Annotated in this window: 20 protein-coding genes; 12 read left to right on the top strand and 8 right to left on the bottom strand. The window is 62.9% G+C overall.

The annotated features are described in order from the left end of the window. Positions 1 to 71: 71 nt before the first annotated feature. The gene (locus tag ELX51_RS03910; RefSeq protein ID WP_127752282.1) at positions 72 to 1838 is read left to right on the top strand and encodes a DUF6022 family protein; all 1767 of its coding nucleotides are present in this window, start codon (positions 72 to 74) and stop codon (positions 1836 to 1838) included. A 12-nt stretch (positions 1839 to 1850) separates the two neighbouring features. Here ELX51_RS03910 and ELX51_RS03905 read toward each other — a convergent pair whose 3' ends face one another. After that, on the bottom strand, positions 1851 to 2723 hold the full coding sequence (locus tag ELX51_RS03905; RefSeq protein WP_127752281.1) for a LysR family transcriptional regulator: 873 nt from the start codon (positions 2721 to 2723) through the stop codon (positions 1851 to 1853). Positions 2724 to 2830: 107 nt separating this feature from the next. Next, positions 2831 to 3019, bottom strand: a complete 189-nt coding sequence (locus ELX51_RS20250) for a hypothetical protein (RefSeq protein WP_248305244.1) — start codon at positions 3017 to 3019, stop codon at positions 2831 to 2833. Between the two features lie 21 nt (positions 3020 to 3040). Between ELX51_RS20250 and ELX51_RS03895 the strand changes: the two genes are divergently transcribed. From ELX51_RS03895 to ELX51_RS03885, 3 genes are all read left to right on the top strand, one after another. Beyond that, positions 3041 to 4036 carry an aldo/keto reductase gene (locus ELX51_RS03895; protein WP_127752279.1) on the top strand — a complete coding sequence of 332 codons (996 nt, stop codon included), beginning with the start codon at positions 3041 to 3043 and terminating at the stop codon, positions 4034 to 4036. A gap of 250 nt (positions 4037 to 4286) precedes the next feature. Next, positions 4287 to 5429: an MFS transporter gene (locus ELX51_RS03890; protein WP_164854738.1), complete on the top strand. Its 1143-nt coding sequence runs from the start codon at positions 4287 to 4289 to the stop codon at positions 5427 to 5429. A gap of 87 nt (positions 5430 to 5516) precedes the next feature. Next, the gene (locus ELX51_RS03885; RefSeq protein WP_127752277.1) at positions 5517 to 6053 is read left to right on the top strand and encodes a GNAT family N-acetyltransferase; all 537 of its coding nucleotides are present in this window, start codon (positions 5517 to 5519) and stop codon (positions 6051 to 6053) included. On the opposite strand, the gene ELX51_RS03880 is transcribed toward ELX51_RS03885, so the two are convergent. From ELX51_RS03880 to ELX51_RS03870, 3 genes are all read right to left on the bottom strand, one after another. Continuing rightward, positions 6042 to 6230 (bottom strand): hypothetical protein, encoded by a 189-nt coding sequence (locus ELX51_RS03880; protein ID WP_248305242.1) that lies wholly within the window; start codon positions 6228 to 6230, stop codon positions 6042 to 6044. The genes ELX51_RS03885 and ELX51_RS03880 overlap by 12 nt on opposite strands. An 18-nt stretch (positions 6231 to 6248) precedes the next feature. Then, on the bottom strand, positions 6249 to 6980 hold the full coding sequence (locus ELX51_RS03875) for a polysaccharide deacetylase family protein (protein ID WP_127752276.1): 732 nt from the start codon (positions 6978 to 6980) through the stop codon (positions 6249 to 6251). Positions 6981 to 7124: 144 nt separating this feature from the next. Further along, positions 7125 to 8072, bottom strand: coding sequence for an AraC family transcriptional regulator (locus ELX51_RS03870; protein WP_127752275.1), 948 nt, complete (start codon positions 8070 to 8072; stop codon positions 7125 to 7127). 97 nt (positions 8073 to 8169) lie between these two features. Between ELX51_RS03870 and ELX51_RS03865 the strand changes: the two genes are divergently transcribed. Beyond that, the gene (locus tag ELX51_RS03865; RefSeq protein WP_127752274.1) at positions 8170 to 8928 is read left to right on the top strand and encodes an SDR family NAD(P)-dependent oxidoreductase; all 759 of its coding nucleotides are present in this window, start codon (positions 8170 to 8172) and stop codon (positions 8926 to 8928) included. Between the two features lie 47 nt (positions 8929 to 8975). Here the strand turns inward: ELX51_RS03865 and ELX51_RS03860 are convergent, their stop codons facing one another. Beyond that, entirely contained in the window at positions 8976 to 10085 is a 1110-nt protein-coding gene (locus ELX51_RS03860) for an aldo/keto reductase (protein ID WP_127752273.1), read from the bottom strand. A gap of 104 nt (positions 10086 to 10189) precedes the next feature. On the opposite strand from ELX51_RS03860, the gene ELX51_RS03855 reads away from it, so the two are divergent. Further along, positions 10190 to 11080 carry a LysR family transcriptional regulator gene (locus ELX51_RS03855; RefSeq protein ID WP_127752272.1) on the top strand — a complete coding sequence of 297 codons (891 nt, stop codon included), beginning with the start codon at positions 10190 to 10192 and terminating at the stop codon, positions 11078 to 11080. Between the two features lie 65 nt (positions 11081 to 11145). Here ELX51_RS03855 and ELX51_RS03850 read toward each other — a convergent pair whose 3' ends face one another. Beyond that, a complete protein-coding gene (locus ELX51_RS03850) occupies positions 11146 to 12732 on the bottom strand; it encodes an ABC transporter substrate-binding protein (protein ID WP_127752271.1) in 1587 nt (528 codons plus the stop codon). Beyond that, entirely contained in the window at positions 12729 to 13397 is a 669-nt protein-coding gene (locus ELX51_RS03845; RefSeq protein WP_127752270.1) for a cupin domain-containing protein, read from the bottom strand. Before ELX51_RS03845 ends, ELX51_RS03850 begins: the two co-directional genes overlap by 4 nt. A gap of 178 nt (positions 13398 to 13575) precedes the next feature. Here ELX51_RS03845 and ELX51_RS03840 point away from each other — a divergent pair, with 178 nt between their 5' ends. From ELX51_RS03840 to ELX51_RS03815, 6 genes are all read left to right on the top strand, one after another. Next, entirely contained in the window at positions 13576 to 14604 is a 1029-nt protein-coding gene (locus tag ELX51_RS03840) for an ABC transporter permease (protein WP_127755168.1), read from the top strand. 256 nt (positions 14605 to 14860) lie between these two features. Continuing rightward, the gene (locus tag ELX51_RS03835) at positions 14861 to 15763 is read left to right on the top strand and encodes an ABC transporter permease (RefSeq protein WP_127752269.1); all 903 of its coding nucleotides are present in this window, start codon (positions 14861 to 14863) and stop codon (positions 15761 to 15763) included. Between the two features lie 457 nt (positions 15764 to 16220). Continuing rightward, a complete protein-coding gene (locus tag ELX51_RS03830; RefSeq protein WP_127752268.1) occupies positions 16221 to 17057 on the top strand; it encodes an ABC transporter ATP-binding protein in 837 nt (278 codons plus the stop codon). After that, positions 17054 to 17785 (top strand): ABC transporter ATP-binding protein, encoded by a 732-nt coding sequence (locus ELX51_RS03825; protein ID WP_127752267.1) that lies wholly within the window; start codon positions 17054 to 17056, stop codon positions 17783 to 17785. Before ELX51_RS03830 ends, ELX51_RS03825 begins: the two co-directional genes overlap by 4 nt. A gap of 36 nt (positions 17786 to 17821) precedes the next feature. Beyond that, complete coding sequence (locus tag ELX51_RS03820) at positions 17822 to 18313, top strand: GAF domain-containing protein (protein ID WP_127752266.1); 492 nt, start codon at positions 17822 to 17824, stop codon at positions 18311 to 18313. Positions 18314 to 18677: 364 nt separating this feature from the next. Then, a complete protein-coding gene (locus ELX51_RS03815) occupies positions 18678 to 19370 on the top strand; it encodes a GntR family transcriptional regulator (RefSeq protein WP_127752265.1) in 693 nt (230 codons plus the stop codon). Positions 19371 to 19415 lie beyond the last annotated feature (45 nt).

Raw genomic sequence — 19415 nt, 5'->3', positions numbered from 1 at the left:
AGATCACAAGCGGCTTGCTTCAAGCCCCCGCCGTAAAACCCTTGCCGTATCCAAGCAAAGGGAGTGCATCGATGCGGGTACTTTTGTCGACCTATGGGTCGCGGGGTGACGTCGAACCTATTGTGGCGCTTGCAGTCGCGCTCGAGGCGGTCGGTGTGGAAGCGGTGCTGTCCGCTCCGGGCGACCAGGAGTTTGTGGTGCTTGCCGAACGTGCCGGCGTTGAGTTAGTCCCCGCCTTCATGCGCGTGCGAAAGTGGATTGCGCTCGCTCAACGATTTCCCAGCGATGTCCCGGGTTACGGGATGAGGATGATCGCCGCCCAGTGCCGGGCCATCGACGCGGCAGCCGCCGGCTGCGATGCAATCCTCGCGACCGGTCTCATGCCTTCGGTAGGCGCGGCTCAGTGCGTGGCCGAAAAGCGCGGTCTGCCCTTTATCCACGCATCGTTCTGCCCGATGTACCTGCCATCCGAGCACCACCCGCCACTTTCCTATCCCGGTCATTCCCGCCCAACGGGAGAGACCGACCACCGCGCACTGTGGAACCACAACCTCGAGGTGATGAACGCCCTTTTCGGCGGCACGATCAACCAACAACGGATCGCCACGGGCCTGCCGGCAGTGACCGATATTCGCCAGCATGTCTTTACGACGCGCCCGCTCCTGGCTTCGGAGGCGGCGCTCTGCCCCTGGGAGCCAACCGATCTTTGTGCACCGGAGCAGACCGGGGCTTGGATCCTGCCCGACACGCGCCCGCTGCCACCCGAACTGGAGGCCTTTTTGGACGCTGGCACTCCGCCCGTTTACTTTGGCTTTGGCAGCATAGCGGCGCCTAATGCCGACCGGTTGGTCCAAACCGCGGCAACCGCCATCCGCGCCCATGGGCGCCGCGCAGTTCTGGCGCGGGGCTGGGCTGGCCTCACGCTGCCCGACCAACAAAGCGACTGTTTTCTTGTCGGTGAGGTCAACCAACAGGCACTTTTCAGACGGGTTGCCGTCGTGGTCCATCATGGCGGCGCCGGCACCACGACCACCGCTGCACGGGCGGGTGCCCCGCAGGTGATCGTGCCCCAAGGCGCTGACCAACCGTTTTGGGCACGACAGATCGAGCGGCTCGGGATTGGCGTAGCGCATCCTGGTGCCGCACCAACAATGGAGTCCCTTTGCGTGGCCCTCAACACAGGGCTCCAACCCGAAACCGCCACCCGGGCCCGGGCACTCGCCAGTACCATGCATAGCAATGGCGCTGCTCGAGCGGCAAGATTGTTGGTGGAAACCGTTACGCAGCAAAGCTCGACCCAAGTTCCGGCGCAGGCTCATTTGCTGACGGACGGGGCGGGCACTGACATTCATGCCTTGGCCAGGCGCGCCCAGGCGATGATCGACCTTGAACTTGCCCGCATCTTGCCCGTGCGGCTGCAGGAGTTCCAGCAGCAATTCGAAGAAGTCGGCGATCTTGCCTATGGCACGCTTAATGCCGAGCTGTTCCGTCCTGTGCACGCCGCCCTGCGCGAAGCTGGCCTCAAGGCAACACCCCGATTGCCGGGAAGCTTCCCGCGCAGCCGGGAATGGGGCAATGCGGACGAAACCCATCAGCAACGCTGGATGTGGTCGATCATCAGCGGTGCCGACGGCAAGCCAATCGGCTCCCTCGCCGTCGGCAGTCACCACGATCACTCCTGCTTCCGGCTGCCCCGCAGCCCCGAGATCATCGCGCTGCGCGCCACCGTCCCTAGCAGGATTGTCGCGGAGATCGCCCAGACCTACCCACAATACGCCGAGCAAGAGGATTTCAAGCACTGGTACGCCGCCTATCTTGGGCGGCAGTCGTCGACTTGACCTTTATGCCATTCAATTGGTCCGGCTCTGCTGGCCACGGAACAAGGCGCCGTGCTCGCGCATCAGCGCCGCAATGCGCTCGCTGACGGTACGCACGGCAAAGCTGTGGCGCTCCTCGTGATGGGCCACGAGCCACTGTTCGGTTTCGAGTTCGGGGATAGCCTCCGCCAGGCGCGCAAGCGGCGGATCGCTGTCACCGACGAAGCAGGGGAACACGGAAATGCCGGCGCCTGCGGCCACGAGTTCGAGCACGCTCAAGGCATCATTGCCCCGCACGGCAATGCGGTCGCCGTGACGGGCATGCAGCCATCGGGCAGAATGGGTCTGGCTGGCTTCCCCGGCCACGCCGACAAAGTAACCGGCCGCAACCCCGCTGACGAGTTCTGGCCTGGCATAAAGCCCATATGCCACCTTGCCGATCAGTCGCCCCACCAACCATTGCTCGGTGGGGCGCTGGTTGCGGATGCCCAGATCGGCATGGCGCCGACCAATATCGACCTTCTGGTTGGCGGTCACCAGTTCAAGCCCGAAGCGATCCGTGGCTGTCCATACCCGGCCGATCTGCCGACCAAGAAAAGCGGAGGTCCATGGTCCCGCCGAAACCTGCACCACCCGTTCCCCGATGGCCCCATCCTTCCAGCGCTTGAGCGCGAGCATGGATGCTTCAACCTCTTCGGCCCGCACCAGCAGCTCTTCCCCAACTGGCGTCAGGCGATAGCCGGTCTGGGAGCGCACGAAAAGCCGCTCGCCGACCTGCCGCTCCAGCGCCGTGATCCGGCGTCCCAGGGTTGCCGCAGATACGCCAGTCTTGCTCGTGGCCGCCGTCAGCCCGCCCAAGCGGGCAACATCGAGGAACAGTCGTAATCCGTCCCAGGACAGGTCCATTTTTCAATCCTGCAAAGCCCTTTGCAGCGTCGATCGTAGCCGATCCTGGGGAAGACGCGCAATAAACACAGCCGTAGCCGGCGCTACAGAGCGCGTCAGGGTGCGCATCACCGCAAAACTGCAACATCAACCGCTTCGCAACATGATCGGAGGCTTGGATGTTTGGACGACTTCTTTGCAAGATCAAAAACTGGAGAAAGCAACAGATTGCCCGGCGCAAGCTGGCGCTCCTTGACGATTGGCTGCTCGCCGATCTTGGTGCCGAGCGAGGGTCGCTCAACCAATTTGTTGCTCACCACACTCACTAGGGGGTCGGCATGACAACCACACGTATTTTTGGGCGCACGGGCTGGAAGGTCGGCGCGGTCGGCCTGGGCTGCTGGGCTATCGGGGGCGAGTTCACGCTTGATGGCCGTAGCGACGGCTGGGGCGCCGTTGACGACAGCCAGTCCGTTCGCGCTATCCACCTCGCACTCGAGCTTGGCGCCAATCTCTTTGACAGCGCCGATGCCTATGGCACCGGCCATAGCGAGGAAGTGCTGGGCGCCGCACTGCAAGGTCGCCGCGACCAAGCCGTGATCGCGACCAAGTTCGGCTTCACCTATGACGCCGAGCGCCGCGCTTTAGGCGCCGTAGATGTAAGTTCGCGCTATATCCATTGGGCCGTGGCGCAATCGCTCAAGCGACTGAAGACCGATGTGATCGATTTCTACCAGATTCATCCCGGTACACTTGGCGATCATGAAGCGGAGCAGGCCGGCGAGGCTCTGGAGCGCCTGGTTGAAAAAGGGCAGATCCGAGCCTGGGGCTGGAGCACGGATGATGCCGCGGCGGCCCGCCGCATGCTGAAGTTCCCCAACTTTGCCGGTGTGCAACAGGAACTCAACATCCTGCACGACGGGCCTGCCATGCTGTCGCTCTGCGCGGAAGCCGGATTGGCCAGCATGAACAGGTCGCCCTTGGCCATGGGCCTGCTGTCGGGCAAGTTCACCTCTGCCAGCCGGATGGCCGCTACCGATGTCCGCGGCGCGGGCCATCCCTGGGTGCGGCACTTTGAAAACGGGGTACCGACCCCACAAGTGTTGAGCCGCATCGAAGCGCTGCGGGACCTGCTCACCCAGGGCGGCCGGACCTTGGCCCAGGGCGCGTTGGGGTGGAACCTGGCGAGGTCAGCTAACACCTTCCCTATTCCCGGCTTCAAGACGGAAGAGCAGGTGCGCGACAACCTGGGGGCGCTTGAAAAAGGACCGCTGCCGGCCGCCACCATGGCGGAGATCCAGAAGCTGCTGCATGCGCAAACTGAAGGCGCCTGACTGCGCGCCGCCAGCAAACTGTCGTCACCTAGGGGCTCCAGAGTGGCCTCGCTCTCTGGCCATCCGGTAACACCCGACGGAGGTAATGCGTTTGCGCGTGCCAACCGCTGGATGCTTCTGGAAATCCCGCGGCGCTCAGCCTAAGGCTAGTGGCGGACTGCCCGGGGGGAGGACGCGCTCCGTTGGGGGACAACAAGGTGTTGCCTCTCGCAAGCGCGTTGACGTGGCAGCGGAGTGGGCAGTTTCGGGCATGGCGTTCTACGCGTATTATTTTGCGCTTTACGCGCAGGTGGCGATCGGCATCACCTTCATGCCGCTGTGGCTGAAATCAGGCGGCCTTACGGTTCAAGAGATCGGGGTCTGCCTCGCGCTTGCCTCGGCGCTGGCGGTCGTGGTCAATCCCGTGGTTGGCGGTGCGGCCGATCGCACCCGCAGCAACAAGGCGATCCTGTTCGGCCTCGTCGTGCTCGCCACGCTTGCTTCCGCCGCTTTGCTGGCCGCCAATGGCCCTCTCATCGTGGCCGGCGTTTACCTCATCCTCCGGTTCGTCAGCGCGCCACTCATTCCGCTCAGCGAGTCGATCCTCATCGCCAACCTTGCCACATACCGGCTGGAATTTGGCCGGGTGCGAGCCTGGGGCTCGGCGTCGGTCGTGGTCACGACCCTGCTTTGCGGCTATCTGGTCGACTGGTCGGGCCCCACCGTCATTCTCCTCGTGCTGATCCTGGTTCTTGCACTGCAGGCCGGGCTTTCAAGCGCCCTCCCCGGCCGCGGGGATGGTGCAGCGATCGGCCCGATCTCGACTGCGGCGATTGCCAAGGCCTTGCGCAACCGCAGCTTCCTGCTCCTTATCGGCAGTGCAGCCATTTCCCAGGCCTGCCATGGCCTGTTTTATGCTTACAGCACGTTTCGCTGGCTGGGCGCTGGGTATTCGACCTTCGAAATCGGCATGTTCTGGACCATCGGCGTCGCCGCCGAAATCATTGCCTTCGCGTTTGCCAGCCGCATCACGACGCGGCTGACGCCCGGCATGATCATCAGCATCGGGTGTCTTGCCGGCGTGTTGCGCTGGGGTACCTTCGGCTACTCGACCGACATCTTGCCCACCCTGTTGATGCAGTTACTGCAAGGCGCGACACTGGGCCTTACCCAAGTTGGCGTCGCCGCCTATATGCGCCGACATGTTGCCCCGCACTTTCTTGCCAGCGCTACCGGCTCCTATGCGGCGGCAGGGGGGCTCCTCGGCAGCGTCTTTATCCTTGTGGGCGGGCAGCTCTACGCCTCCGGCAGCGGCAGCGTTTTCCTGTTTGCCAGCGCTCTTTGCGCCTTCGGGCTGGTGGCTGCCCTGTGCATGATCCGGCTGGAAAAACGAAGTGCAGTCGTGCCGGCTTAGCCTGGCAAGGCCGGGGGATACGCCTTGGGTACGCTTGCTTGCGTTCTACCCCAGCTGAACGGAAATTAAGAACAACAAGAGCGACTGATGGGCAGCAGGAAGGTCGAGATCAGGCCTATCGCAATGAGTGATTTCGACGGCTTCTACGCTGCTCTTGACAGCGTGGCCCGGGAGCGTCGCTTTTTGTCCTCGCATCAGGCACCGCCGATCGAGAGCACAGCGAGCTTTGTTGCCGGCAACATCAAAAACGGCAATCCACAGTTCGTCGCCTTGGCGGGTTCTCAAATCATTGGCTGGTGTGACATTTGCCGGCAGAGCAAACCCGTATTTGAGCATTCCGGCGTGCTGGGGATGGGCCTCGTAACGCAGTTCCGCGGCCAAGGCATTGGGTCCCGGCTGCTCGCTGCCACGCTCGAAACCGCGCGATCAAGGCGCTTTCGCCGGGTGGAACTCGAGGTGTTCGCCAACAACAGCGGGGCCATCGCCCTTTATCGGAAGCACGGCTTTGCCCTGGAGGGCACGCGGCGGTTGGGGGCCATGATCGACAACCAGGAGATCGACATCCACATCATGGCCGTGATCCACCCTGCTGCAGCGTCGTCAATCGCCGGACTACGGGGCTAAGTATTCGACGAGACGCGAAATGGTGCTCCGCCCGAGAGCGCTCATCGTGGGATTGGACTGCCGATAATACCATACGAGGCCCGTGGCCTGCCGGAAGGCCCAAGCGGCGCCACGCTGCCAATTCAGCTCGCTGCCCTTGATGGCGTCGCGAAACACCGCCGGGCTTTCCCGGTCCATGCGGCGACCAGACGCCCATCAATCGGCTGCAGAGCTTTGTTGTCTGCCGGCCAGCAATTGGGAAACCGTGACGAATTTGAAACCACGGGCCTTGAGGCCATCGATGATAGCAGGCAATGCTAGTCTACTTGATGCTCGGCTCTCATACATGACGTGCATGATAATGATGGAGCCGTTTGTCGCATTGGCAATCGCATATTCGGCTAGGCTCCGGGGGCTGGCCGCATCAGCCGCATCAGCTTCAGGTTCTACGTCCCACATGATCGTGGTGCGACCGTGTTGGGCGAGGTACCAAGGCAGGGCGACGAGTTTCTTGCCATAGGGCGGGCGGAAGTGCAGCGGGCCCGCATAGCCGGTCTTTCGGATGGCGACATCGGTGCTTTCGATTTCCTCGGCAATACTTGCGGGCGACATGAAGGCCATGCGCTTGTGCGACCAGGAATGATTGCCGATCTCGTGACCGGCCGCGGCTATGGCTTGAACCTGCTGCGGATGCTCAGCGCTTTCCCGGCCAGTGAGGAAGAAGGTCGCCTTGACATCGCGTTCGTTGAGAATGTCGAGCACGGTCTGCGTATAGGCTGGCGTCGGGCCGTCATCCAAAGTGAGCGCCACGACGGGCGCATCAGTGTCGAGGCGCGCGACGATATCGCCAAAGAGCTGGAAACCTCTGGCATTGCTCAACTCCAGCACGCCCAGGAAGCCCGCGACCAACCCCGCCATGGTAGCAAGAAGGATTATCCAGCGGCGCATGAGTGTTCTTTCCGCTTGAGTTCGCCAGCAATGGCCTCGGGAAATACCGCCGATAGCTGCTGGTGACATCATCATACTTCGGCACGAAGGGCACTTCCACAACGCCGCCTTTGAGCGCGGACCAGGTTTCCCTGAGCTTCTCCGTCAGGCGATAGCGCCTTCGAATTCTTCTGCCGCCATGCCGGATGACGCAGCAGCGACCTGGCGCGCATAACGCACCGGCGATACGCCGACTTCGCGCATAAAGGCCACGCTGAAGGCGCTGGCCGAGCGATATCCAACCTGGCGGGCAATCTCGCTCACGCTCGCTTCCCGCTTGCGCAGCAGGTCCTTGGCCAGAGCCAGTCGCCAGGACTTGAGATATTCCATCGGCGCCATGCCCACAGCGCCTTGAAACCGATCATGGAAACCTGACCGGGACAAAGCGGCTTCTCGCGCCAGCTCGGCCACGGTCCAGCCGCGCTCCGGTCTTGCATGCATGCCCCTGAGCGCCACCGCGAGCCGCTCGTCCGCCAAGCCGCGCAGCAATCCCGGTGAATCTCCCAGATCGGCAGTGGAGCGGAGCGCTTCGATCAGCAGCACTTCGAGCAGATGCTGCAACACCACTTCTCGTCCCGGCTTGGTGCCCACAGCCTCATCGCCGAGCAACTGCATCAGCATCGCCAACCGATATTCGCTGCGCACCACAACCACTTCGGGCAGCAGCGAGGACAGCAAGCTCGCATCGTCCGACTGGAATATGCAGTAGCCCACCAGTGCCCGCATATCGGTCGGGCCATCAATGCTGCCGAGGCGGTAGCCACCGCCGGGCAGGATAACGGGATCGATCACCAGATTTTTGTCGCTGCTTGGCGCTTCGCTCCACATGCTGAAGTCGTGCGCAAAGGGGATCAGGATGAAGTCCCCCGCATTAACGAGGATCTCCCCGCTTTGGTGATCCCGGTAGCGCAGGCTCCCCTTAAGGACCGCGACATAATAGGGATTGGGCGATTGGGTCCGTCTCACCCGCCATGGTCCTGATCCGGTGACGCATTTGGAAAAGGGCGCGCCCGGCTGCAGCAAGCCGACGATCTGCGCGAGGGGATCAGCCATTCTGGACTCATTCAAAATAATCTTGGACGTTTGAAGATAGAACGTCCACCAGCCGATGACCACCTCCTGTTCGGCCAATCAAGAACAGGATCAAGCCATGACCGAAAATACCCGCATCGCACTCGTCACCGGCGCCAATCAGGGCATCGGCCTCCAGATCGCAACCGATCTCGCCGCCAATGGCGTGACGGTGCTGCTCGCCTCGCGCAATCTCGAACGGGGCAAGGCAGCCGCGCAAACTATTGCCGGCGATGTGCATCCTATCCAGCTCGACGTCACCGACGAGGCTTCGATCCGCGCCGCCGCGGCGCAAGTCGAACAGCAGTTCGGCCGCCTCGATGTTCTCGTCAACAATGCCGCGATTTCCCGGGCCAACGGCCAGGAAACCGAGACCATGCAGGACTATATCAAGCGCTCACGGGCCACCCTGATCTCGGTCGATGAAGTGCGCACCATCTGGGAAACCAATGTTTTCGGCGTGCTCGCCGTCACCCAGGCATTTGTGCCCCTGCTGCGCAAATCGAAAGATGCCAGCATCGTCAATGTGTCGAGCAGCCTTGGCTCGCTCACCATCAACTCCAAACCCGGTCCCTATAGGGCAACGTTCAACCCCGGCTATGGCGCGTCCAAGACCGCGCTCAATGCCATTACGCTAGCCTTTGCCATCGATCTTGAAGCGGAAGGGATCAAGGTCAATGCGGTGACCCCCGGCTATACCAGCACTGCGCTTAACAACTACGAAGGCAACGAAACCGTCGAGCAGGGTGCGGCCGAAGCCGTACGCGTCGCTCTCCTCGGCAGCGACGGCCCAACCGGCACCTTCACCGGATCGGTCAACGAGGCCTATCCCTGGTAAATCGAACCGAGATACGCCGAGGGGAGCCATGGCTCCCCTCGTGCTGTTCAGTGTGCCGAAGCGTTCCAGGGCGCAACCTCATTGCCGCCAAAGAACGCGCCGCGCGGCAACTGGAAGATGAAGTACGGGCTTGGGAGCGGCAGGGCGGTAGCCGCTTCAAGGCGCTGCAACTGATCAGCGGACAGCCTCACCTCAAGCGAGGCGATGTTCTGCACCAACTGATCGGGGCGGCTGGCGCCGATCAGCACGGAGGAAACGCCCGGCCGTGCCGCCACCCAGGCCAGGCTGACCTGGGCCATGGACTTGCCCGCTTCCTGAGCAATTTCGCGCACAGCGTCCACCACCCCGAAGTTCCGCTCCGTGAACAGCATGCCGCCGAAAGGATTGTCACCGTTAAGCCGACCATCGCTCCCCTGCTCGCCGCCATCGCCGGCGCTGTCGGGCATAGCGGGCGCCTGCTCGGCACGCGAAAGCATGTCGCGACCATATTTGCCGGTTAGCAACCCGCCGCCGAGAGGGCTCCAGGGTACGAGGCCCAACCCGAATTCCGCTCCGGCTGGGGCAAGTTCAAGTTCGACGCCACGATCGATCAGCGAATAGGAATATTGCAGCCCAATCGGCTTGGGCAGCCCATGCGCGGCAGCCAGGGTGGCGATTTTGGCGACATACCAGCCTGGCGTATTGGAGAAGCCATAGTGCAGGATTTTGCCCGCGCGAACGGCGTCGCTCAAGGTGCCCAGAACCTCTTCTGCCGGCGTGGTGCGGTCCCAGACATGCATCCAGTACATGTCGATAACATCTGTTTGCAGGCGCTTGAGCGATCCCTCGATGCCGGCCCGGATGTTCTTCTTGCCATTGCCACCGGCAAGCGCAGTGCCCTGCTGGCGCGAAAAGCCGAACTTGGTGGCGACAACAAGTTTGTCGCGTAAGCCGCTCTGGGCAATGAAACGGCCGAGCATTTCTTCGCTCTGCCCGCCTGAATAGATGTCAGCTGTGTCAACGAAGTTGCCGCCCGCGGCGACATAGGTGTCAAAGATGGCGCGGGAGCTTGTTTCGTCGGTGCCCCAGCGTCCGGTGCCGAAGGTCATGGTACCGAGCGCGAGTGGGCTGACGACAAGGCCGGATGCACCAAGGGTGCGGTATTGAGTGAGACTCATGAGGCTTATCCTTCAAGGCTTGAGGCTGCACCTGACAAGTAGAGCCAAGAGTGGCACCCGATTAGCCCTTGCCCGTGGGATGAGCTTGTGAGCACCCTGCAACAATGGAACGAACGCCGCTCAACGATCTTGCCATGTTTGCTGCCATTGCCCGCGAGGGCAGCTTCACCCGTGCTGCATCTGTGCTGGGCCTCTCGACCTCGGCTTTGAGCCACGCCATGCGCGGGCTTGAAACGCGGCTTGGCGTCCGGCTCCTGTCACGCACCACCCGCAGCGTGTCGCCCACTCCCGCAGGCGAGCAGCTCTTGGCGTCCCTTGGCCCTGCCCTTTCAGCCATCGAGAATGGCTTGGCCGGGCTCAGCGAATGGCGCGATCATCCATCGGGGCTGGTGCGGATCACCACTTTCGCCTGGGTGGCGCAGACAGTGCTTGAGCCCAAGCTCCCCGCTTTCCTGCTGGCCAATCCCGATATACGGGTCGAGGTCAATATCGAGAACTCGCTGGTCGATATCGTTGCGGGCGGGTTCGATGCCGGCATTCGCTTTGGCGAAACGGTTGAAAAGGACATGGTCGCGGTGCGGGTGGGGCCGGACTTGCGCACCATTGTTGTGGCTACGCCAGACTATTTCAGCCGCAATCCACCGCCTGTTTCCCCTTATGATCTCGAGCGTCACGCCTGCATCAATTACCGCCTGAGCACGTCTGGCGGGCTGCTGCCTTGGGAGTTTCGGCATGAGGGTAAAGACATCAAGATCAAGCCCTCCGGGCCCCTGATCGTCAATGAAGGCGCCCTGGTGGCGGCAGCTGTCCGGGCCGGCGCGGGGCTAGGCTACATGATGGAGCAGGATGTTGCCGAAGACCTGGCTTCCGGCCGTCTGGTGCAGGTGCTGGACGAGTGGTGCCCGACCTTTCCGGGCTGCTACCTCTATCACTCCAGCCGGCGGCAAAGCCCTCCGGCCTTGCGGGCGCTGATCGAAGCACTACGCGTGCGCTGAGAGCCGGCAAGCCGATGGGGCGTGGAGCGACGGCCCCGGAAGGGCCGTCGCAGGCATGAGCGGTGTTAGTTCTTGGTCACGAGGCGGTAGTAGACGAAGTCCGAGTTCGAGCCGTTCACATAGCCCTCGACATTGTTGGCCATGGCGATCTGCAGCGCCGCCTGGAACATGATGACGATGGGGCTTTCGGCCTGCACCTGCTTTTGCAGCTCCGTGTACATCTCGTTGCGCTTGGCTTGGTCGGGCTCGGCCAGCGCCGCATTGACCGCTTCATTCATCTCGGCCGGCACTTCCCAGGCATTGCGCCAGGTCGTCGTGGCCGTGTAGTTGTCGTCCGCATTGTTGGAGTTGTACGCGAACGCCTTGGCATTGGAGTGCGGATCCATGAAGTCCGGACCCCAATACAGCAGCATGGCCTGGTGCGTGCGCTCGCGATATTTGGTGATCACCTGCGCGCCGGTGCCCGGCAGGATCTCGAAATTGATCCCGGCTTCCGAGAACCCGGCCTGCAGCGACTGGGCGATATCGGTGAACGGGGCCGAATTGATCACGTCGAGCGTCACATTGATCGGCGTTTCGATCCCGGCTTCCTCAAGGATCGCCTTGGCCTTTTCCACGTCATAGGTGAAGGGCGTCTCGTCATAGGAGCCCGGAAAACCCTTGGGCCAGAAGGCCTGGTGCTTTTCCATCTGCCCCTTGAGGAAGCTCTGCGTCATGCCGTCATAGTCAACGAGGTACCGCGCCGCTTCCCAGATCGCGGGATCGGTGAGCTCATCGGTCTTCTGGTTGAACGACAGGAAATGCACCGCCGCCTGCGGATAGGCCTCGACCTTGACGTTTTCGCCCAGGCCCCCGATCTGGTCGGGCGTCAAATTCTTGGCGATATCGACATCGCCCGAGGTCAGCAGCAGCTGCTGGGTTGCGGCTTCCGCCACATGCCGGATCAGCACCTGGCTCATCGCCGGCGCGCCATTCCAGTAGTTTTCGTTGGCCGTGAGGCGCACCAGCTCCGCCGGGCGATAGTCGGTCAGAACGAACGGGCCCGAGCCGGCCGAATGGGTGTTGAGCCAGGCATTGCCCCAGTCCCCATCCACTTCGTTTTCCATCACCAGCACTTCATCAACGATCGCGCCGGGGCGCGCCGCCAACACGTTGAGCACGAAGGCCGAGGCGAAATCCCCCGTCCACTTGACGGTGACGGTGTTGCCCTCGACCGTGACCATCTCGTCGATGTTTTCCGGCGTCCAGCCCAGCTGGGTCAGGATAAAGGCGGGGGTGAGGTCGAGCGTCACGACGCGCTTGAACGAGAACTTGACGTCCTCGGGCCGCACCGGATTGCCCGACGCAAAAGTCGCGCCCTCGCGCATGGTGAAGGTCAGCGATTTCGCCGCTTCATCCGCCACCCATTCGCTCGCAAGCCCCGGCGCCAGCACCGTAGTGTCAACCGCATCATACTGCACGAGCTTGTCGTAGAGATTGGCGTTGATCTCGCCCGCCGAGAATTCATAGGCCTGCGCGGGGTCGAGCGCGACGATATCGTCGATATTCTGGGCGATCACCAGCGCATTGGCCGGGGTGGCCGCAGTGGCGGCGCCGGCCGCGAGCGGCAAGGCCAGCGCGGATGCCAAAAGGGCAGCGCGGAAGAGCTTCATGGGCGTTTCTCCTTGGGGATGGGTTTTTTGCGGACCGGCTTGTTGGCGCCGGCTTTGGCTTTGGTGATGGCCGGACGCGGCCGGGCCGTGGACCGGAACAGCGCGAGCGTTCCCGTCCATAAGAGGCGCGCTGGTAGCGCAGTGTGATTGCTCCAGGAATGGGGGCGATTGCCGCGGAAATGGAGGCTATCCCCCGCTTCCATCACCATCTCCTCGCCATCGAGCCGCTGGGTGATCGAGCCTTCAAGCACATAAAGGATCTCTTCGCCCTCATGCGCCACCGTTTCGGAGCGATAGCCCGGCGGCACGATCATCAAAAAGCTCGACAGCTGGTTGCCCGGAAAGTCGGCGCCCAGCCGCTCGTAAAGGATCGAGGAGCCATCGAGCGAAAACCGGTTGCGCTCGCCTGCCCGCGTCAGCGCATTCTGCGCGGCGGGCGCTGCCACGAAATAATCCATGGAAACCCCGAGCGCCCGGGCGATCTGCGCGAGGGTCCCCAGCGATGGCGTGGCATGGTCACGCTCGACTTGGCTGAGATAACCCACTGAAAGCTGGGCCGCTTCCCCCAGCGCCACCAGGGTCAGCTGCTGTTGCCGGCGCCGCGCACGGATCAACGCACCCACTTTGGGGTGCCCCGTTTCCCGTGTTGCCAGCGCCTCGGCCAAACCCGTCTCCACCAAAATTTTTTTGATATAAGCAAACAATTCTATATGGTGGAAGCGAAATATGCAGCTTCTGCAACACGGCGGTGAATGGCTTCATCGGCGCTATTGGTTTGTTCTGAAACAGGAATTCTGCGTGGCGCTCGATCAGCAATTGGCCTCTCCCGCCCTCGCTCCAGGCATGCGCAACAAGCGCATCGGCCGCAACCTGCTGACCATTGGCGGCTTCCTGCTGGCGCTTTCCCTCACCTTTCTGGGCCTTCTGGCCATCACCTTCTTTATCGGCCGGGTGATCCCGATCGATCCGGTGCTTTCCGTGGTGGGCGATCGCGCGACCCAGGCCCAATATGACGCCGCTCGCGCCGCCATGGGGCTCGACCAGCCCCTCTGGCAGCAATTCATCGCCTATGTCGGCAATGTGCTGCAGGGCGATCTCGGGCGCTCCATTTCCACCGGCCGGCCCGTGGCCGAAGATCTCAGCCGCTTTTTCCCGGCGACCTTCGAAATGGCGACCTTGGGCATCCTGATCGGTGTCGCGCTGGGCGTGCCGCTCGGCGTCATTGCCGCAGCCCGCCAGGGCAGCTGGCTCGATCAGGCCATCCGCGTCGTGGGGCTCTTGGGCTATTCCGTGCCCGCCTTTTGGCTCGGGCTTGTGGGCCTCGCCCTGTTTTACGCCCGGCTGCGCTGGGTGGGCGGCCCGGGCCGGCTCGACATTTTCTATGATGGCCTTGTCCAGCCCGTCACCGGCATGATCCTGATCGACAGCCTCCTGCGCGGGGAAACCGAGATCTTCTGGAACGCCGTCTCCCACATCATCCTGCCCGCCTCGGTGCTCGGCTTTTTCAGCCTCGCCTATATTGCGCGCATGACGCGCTCCTTCATGCTCGATCAGCTGAGCCAGGAATTCGTCACCACCGCCCGCGTCAAGGGCGTGCCCGAGCGCGTCGTCGTCTGGCGCCACGCCTTCAAGCCCATCCGCGTGCCGCTGATCACCGTCATCGGCCTCTCCTATGCCGGCCTCCTCGAAGGCTCGGTGATGATCGAAACCGTCTTCTCCTGGCCGGGCCTCGGCAACTACCTCACCACCGCCCTCCTCAACGCCGACATGAACGCCGTCCTCGGCGCCACCCTCGTGATCGGCGCCGTCTTCATCGTTATCAACAAAGTCTCCGACGTCCTCTACCGCGTCCTCGACCCGAGGGCCCGCTGATGATGACCCCGCAATCTCCAAGACTCTCGGCTCTTGCCCTTCCCTCCCCCTTGAGGGGCTTGCGAGCGGCCCAAGGGGACAAATCGCTCCGGTGGAGCGATTTGAGCGAACAAGGCCATGAGGCTATGCCGAATGGCTTGACCGAGGGAGGGGGTTCCTCAGTGACCCACTGCACCACCCCCCTCCCCAACCCTCCCCCTCAAGGGGGGAGGGAGGGCCAAAGCCTTCAATCCCCGGCATGTCTGGAGCAAGCACAATGACCACCCGCGCCTGGCTCCTTGCCGATAGCCCCACTTCGCGCCTGCAGGCCAATGCCGGCCGCGCTTATCGCGTACTGACCGCGCTCCTGCGCAATCCGCTATCGGCCCTGGGCGGCATCATCATCCTGACCCTGATCCTCACCGCCATCTTCGCGCCCTGGATCGCCCCTTATTCCCCCACCGGGCAGAACCTCTCGGCGCGCCTGCTCCCCCCATCCAGCCAATACTGGATGGGCACCGACGAGCTCGGGCGCGATATCTTTTCGCGCGTGGTCTGGGGCTCGCAGATCACCCTCACCATTGTCGGGCTCGTCGCGCTGATTTCGGCGCCGCTGGGCCTCTTGGTCGGCGCCATTGCCGGCTATTTCGGTGGCTGGGTCGATCGCATCCTCATGGGCTTTACCGATATCTTCCTGTCCCTGCCCAAGCTGATCCTGGCACTGGCCTTCGTTGCGGCCCTCGGCCCCGGCATCAACAATGCCATCATCGCCATCGCCATCACCTCCTGGCCCGCCTATGCCCGCATCGCCCGTGCCGAAACCCTGACCGTGCGGAACGCCGAATATATCTCGGCCGTGCAGCTGGCCGGCGGCGGGCCGATCCGCATCATCGTCCAGCACATCCTGCCGCTCTGCACCTCCTCCATGATCATCCGCGTCACTCTCGACATGGCCGGCGTGATCCTGACCGCCGCCGGCCTTGGCTTTATCGGCCTCGGCGCTCAGCCGCCTTTGCCCGAATGGGGCGCCATGATCTCGCGCGGCCGCACCTTCATCGTCGATCAATGGTGGGTCGCCACCATGCCCGGCTTTGCCATCATCATCGTCTCCCTCGGCTTCTGCTTCCTCGGCGACGGCCTCCGCGACGTCCTCGATCCAAAGAGCGAGGGCAAGAACTGATGACCCCTTTTGTTTCTGACGCGGAGTTTTCGGCTCCGTCCCTTCCCTCCCCCTTGAGGGGAGGGATCGAGGGAGGGGGTCCATCAGTGGCCAACTGCACCACCCCCCTCCCCAACCCTCCCCCTCAAGGGGGGAGGGAGGCCCAACTTATCGGCCGTAGCAAAGCCCTAGACCGAGCAGCATTTGCCGCCGCCAACTGGAATGCCTCGGCTCCATTGCCTCCCTCCCCCTTGAGGGGAGGGATCGATGGAGGGGGTCCATCAGCGCCCCACCGCACCACCCCCACTCCAGCTCCGCTAGGCCTCTGGCCAAGCTTTGCTCCCCTCCCCACAACGGGGAGGGTGGCTGCGACTTCACTGGCACATCCCCTCCTCCGCACATCCCTCACCTCCCCCCTTGTGGGGGAGGCCAGGAGGGGGGTGTCCCTCCACACGCCCGGCGGTCTCGGAGGCCCACAATGACCAAGCCCCTGCTCGAAGTCGAAAACCTGCGCGTGTCCTTCCCCACCAATTCGGGCCGGGTCGAAGTCGTTAAAGGCCTCTCCTTCACCCTCGGGCGCGAGCGCCTCGGCATTGTGGGCGAAAGCGGCTCGGGCAAGTCCATGACCGGCCGCTCGATCCTCAAACTCATCCGCAAGCCGGGCGAAGTCACCGCCGACAAGCTGCATTTTGCCGGCATCGACATCACAGCGCAAAGCGAGCGGCAGATGCGCGACCTCCGCGGCGCCCGCATTTCCATGGTGATGCAGGATCCCAAATTCTCGCTCAACCCGGTGATGACCATCGGCGACCAGATCGCCGAAGCCCTCGTCACCCACCAGAAACTGCCGCGCAGCGCCGTCCAGGCCCGCATCATCGAGATGCTGCATGCCGTGCGCATCAACGAGCCCGAACGGGTGGTCAAACTCTATCCCCATGAAGTGTCGGGTGGCATGGGTCAGCGCATTATGATCGCCATGATGCTGATCCCCGAACCCGAACTGTTGATTGCCGACGAGCCCACCTCCGCCCTCGACGTATCCGTGCAAGCCCAGGTGCTCGACATCATCGATAATCTCGTGCGCGACAAGGGCATGGGGCTCATCCTGATCAGCCACGACCTGGCGCTCGTCAGTCGCTACTGCGACCGCATCCTCGTCATGAATGCCGGGCGCGTCGTCGAGGAATGCGCCGCCGGGCAACTCGAAAACGCCACCCACCCCTATACCCGTGGCCTGCTTGCAGCCATGCCGACAATCGATGAGAACCGCGACGAACTCCCGGTGCTCGACCGCACGCAATGGGCCGGCACATGAACGCCATCGACCTGCAAAACCTCGATATTTCCTATGGCGACACCAAGGTCGTCCATGCCGTCAATCTCGCCATCGCGGAGGGCGAAAGCTTTGCCCTCGTGGGTGAATCGGGCTCGGGCAAGTCAACCATCCTGCGCGCCATTGCCGGGCTCGCCCCCGATTGGACCGGCGCCATTTCCGTCATGGGCAAGCCGCGCAGCCATGGCGTCGATCGCGCCGTCTCGAGCCAGGTCCAGATGGTGTTCCAGGACCCCTATGGCTCGCTCCATCCGCGCAAGACCATCGATGCGGCCCTGAGCGAACCCCTCGCCATCCACGGCCTCGGCAATCGCGGCGAGCGGGTGGAAGCGGTGCTGCGCGATGTCGGGCTCGACCAGCGCTTCCGCTTCCGCTTTCCCCACCAGCTTTCGGGCGGCCAGCGCCAGCGCGTCGCCATTGCCCGCGCCCTGATGCTCAAGCCCAAGGTCATGCTGCTTGATGAGCCGACCTCGGCGCTCGACGTGTCGGTGCAGGCCGAGATCCTCAACCTTTTGAAGCGCCTGCGCCGCGAACAGGGGCTGACCTATCTCCTCGTCACCCACAACCTGCCCGTGGTGAGTTTCCTTTGCGATCGCCTCGCCGTCATGCAGCGCGGCCGCATCGTGGAAATCGCTGACGTCGCCAACCTCAAGGCCCGCCACCTCAGCGAGCCCTATTCGCGCGAACTTTTGGCGGCAACCGAAGGCTAGCCGCCGCGCCTCTTCCAAGACCCCAAGGACTAAACCATGACTGACCACACCCAGGCCCTGCTCGCCTTTGACGCCGCCATTGCCAAGGCGACTACCGCCGAAGCGGCCTTCACCGCCCTGCAGGACCTCGCCCGCGCCACCGTGGGCGCCAAGCTCTTCACCATCATGCTGGTGGATATGGAAGCCGAACTGTCGCGCCGCGCCTTTACCAGCGATCCCGTCAGCTACCCCACCTCGGCCACCAAGCCCCTCAACTACGGCCCCTGGTTCGACATCGTTCATGGCAAGCGCGAATATTTCGTGGCCAACACCATCGAGGACATCGCCAAGGTCCTGTTCGACCATGAGCTGATCAACCAGCTGGGCTGCCAGTCCGTCGTCAACGTCCCGATCATCATCAAGGACGAACTGGTCGGCTGCATGAACCTGCTCGACGTCGCGGGCCACTACACCCCCGAGCGCCTCCAGACCATCCGCGAAGTGCTCTCCATCCCCGCCAAAACAGCCGTGCTCGCGGCGCGCAGCTAAGACCCTCTGCCCGGCCACGCTGCCCCTCCCCTCGATGGAGGGCAGCGTGGTCGGACCGAACGAAGCCGGCATCGCCCCTCCGACTCAACGTCCCGGGGGGCTTGAGGTAAACCCGGCCAATGCTGGACTGGGTGCCCTATCAAAGGTCCCCTGGCAGTTACTTCCAAACGCAACAGGCTTGTTGCAGCACCACCTCCCATTCCCCTAAGCGCCGCCCTCTGCCGCCGCACATCATTCGCGTTGCTTAGGGATTCACCCTCAGTCGGTCGGGACGTCCTCAGCCGGAGTCCAGAGGCAATAAAGTCTTTGACTTGTTTTCCGTTGACGGCTTACCGTTAACAGACCTGAGGGGGAGATCGGGATAATGGCCAACGCGCCAGCCTTCGTTATCAATCGTGATGCGCTTGGATCGCAGGTCGCTGCCGCGCTCCGCGAAGCCATTGCGGCTGGGCAATATGCCCGTGGCGAGCGGTTGATCGAGGCCGAGCTGGCCGAAGCTTACGGCGTTAGCCGGGGTCCCATTCGCGATGCCTTTCGCATTCTTCAACTCGAAGGCTTGGTTGAAAGCCAGCAGCGCGGTGTGACCGTGATCGGCATCGATCAGGATGCAATCAGCGAACTCTATTCCCTTCGAGGAGCCCTCGAAGGGCTTGCCGTGCGCCTGGCTGTTCGTCGTGGCCCGCAGGAGGGATTTAGCGAATTGCGCAGATATGTGGACGGTATGCAGGCCGCTGCGGACGTCAATGATGCGGCGGCCTTCGCGCAAGCCGATATTGCCTTTCACAACGCCATCTGCCTGCTATCGGGACACAAGCGCCTAACGGATGTCTGGCAGCAATACGAGGCAGTCATGATGACGCTTCTGCGCCTCACGATATCCCTCGACCAAAATCTTCACGCCAGCACGGACAAGCACCGCAAGCTGCTCAATCTTATTGAAGCCGGTGATCCAGACCCGGCAGAAGCCGAACTCGCCATTCATCTCGACGGCTCACGCGAGCGGATGGTCAAGGTATGGGAGCGCGCCCTGCAAAGGCATCGGGGCACCCCAGCGTAAGCGAGAACCCGTCAGGGCAACAAATCCAAAAATTCATCTAGGGAG

The organism is Devosia sp. 1566, from assembly GCF_004005995.1.
GTDB lineage: Bacteria > Pseudomonadota > Alphaproteobacteria > Rhizobiales > Devosiaceae > Devosia.
The sequence above is the reverse complement of the archived record's forward strand: the minus strand, read 5'-3'. Positions and strand labels throughout refer to the sequence as shown.

Coding starts and splice junctions, on each gene's coding strand:
- ELX51_RS03910 (WP_127752282.1), top strand. CDS start 72: ATGCGGGTACTTTTGTCGACCTATGGGTCGCGGGGTGACGTCGAACCT.
- ELX51_RS03905 (WP_127752281.1), bottom strand. CDS start 2,723: ATGGACCTGTCCTGGGACGGATTACGACTGTTCCTCGATGTTGCCCGC.
- ELX51_RS03895 (WP_127752279.1), top strand. CDS start 3,041: ATGACAACCACACGTATTTTTGGGCGCACGGGCTGGAAGGTCGGCGCG.
- ELX51_RS03890 (WP_164854738.1), top strand. CDS start 4,287: ATGGCGTTCTACGCGTATTATTTTGCGCTTTACGCGCAGGTGGCGATC.
- ELX51_RS03885 (WP_127752277.1), top strand. CDS start 5,517: ATGGGCAGCAGGAAGGTCGAGATCAGGCCTATCGCAATGAGTGATTTC.
- ELX51_RS03880 (WP_248305242.1), bottom strand. CDS start 6,230: ATGGACCGGGAAAGCCCGGCGGTGTTTCGCGACGCCATCAAGGGCAGC.
- ELX51_RS03875 (WP_127752276.1), bottom strand. CDS start 6,980: ATGCGCCGCTGGATAATCCTTCTTGCTACCATGGCGGGGTTGGTCGCG.
- ELX51_RS03870 (WP_127752275.1), bottom strand. CDS start 8,072: ATGGCTGATCCCCTCGCGCAGATCGTCGGCTTGCTGCAGCCGGGCGCG.
- ELX51_RS03865 (WP_127752274.1), top strand. CDS start 8,170: ATGACCGAAAATACCCGCATCGCACTCGTCACCGGCGCCAATCAGGGC.
- ELX51_RS03860 (WP_127752273.1), bottom strand. CDS start 10,085: ATGAGTCTCACTCAATACCGCACCCTTGGTGCATCCGGCCTTGTCGTC.
- ELX51_RS03855 (WP_127752272.1), top strand. CDS start 10,190: ATGGAACGAACGCCGCTCAACGATCTTGCCATGTTTGCTGCCATTGCC.
- ELX51_RS03850 (WP_127752271.1), bottom strand. CDS start 12,732: ATGAAGCTCTTCCGCGCTGCCCTTTTGGCATCCGCGCTGGCCTTGCCG.
- ELX51_RS03840 (WP_127755168.1), top strand. CDS start 13,576: ATGCGCAACAAGCGCATCGGCCGCAACCTGCTGACCATTGGCGGCTTC.
- ELX51_RS03835 (WP_127752269.1), top strand. CDS start 14,861: ATGACCACCCGCGCCTGGCTCCTTGCCGATAGCCCCACTTCGCGCCTG.
- ELX51_RS03830 (WP_127752268.1), top strand. CDS start 16,221: ATGACCAAGCCCCTGCTCGAAGTCGAAAACCTGCGCGTGTCCTTCCCC.
- ELX51_RS03825 (WP_127752267.1), top strand. CDS start 17,054: ATGAACGCCATCGACCTGCAAAACCTCGATATTTCCTATGGCGACACC.
- ELX51_RS03820 (WP_127752266.1), top strand. CDS start 17,822: ATGACTGACCACACCCAGGCCCTGCTCGCCTTTGACGCCGCCATTGCC.
- ELX51_RS03815 (WP_127752265.1), top strand. CDS start 18,678: ATGGCCAACGCGCCAGCCTTCGTTATCAATCGTGATGCGCTTGGATCG.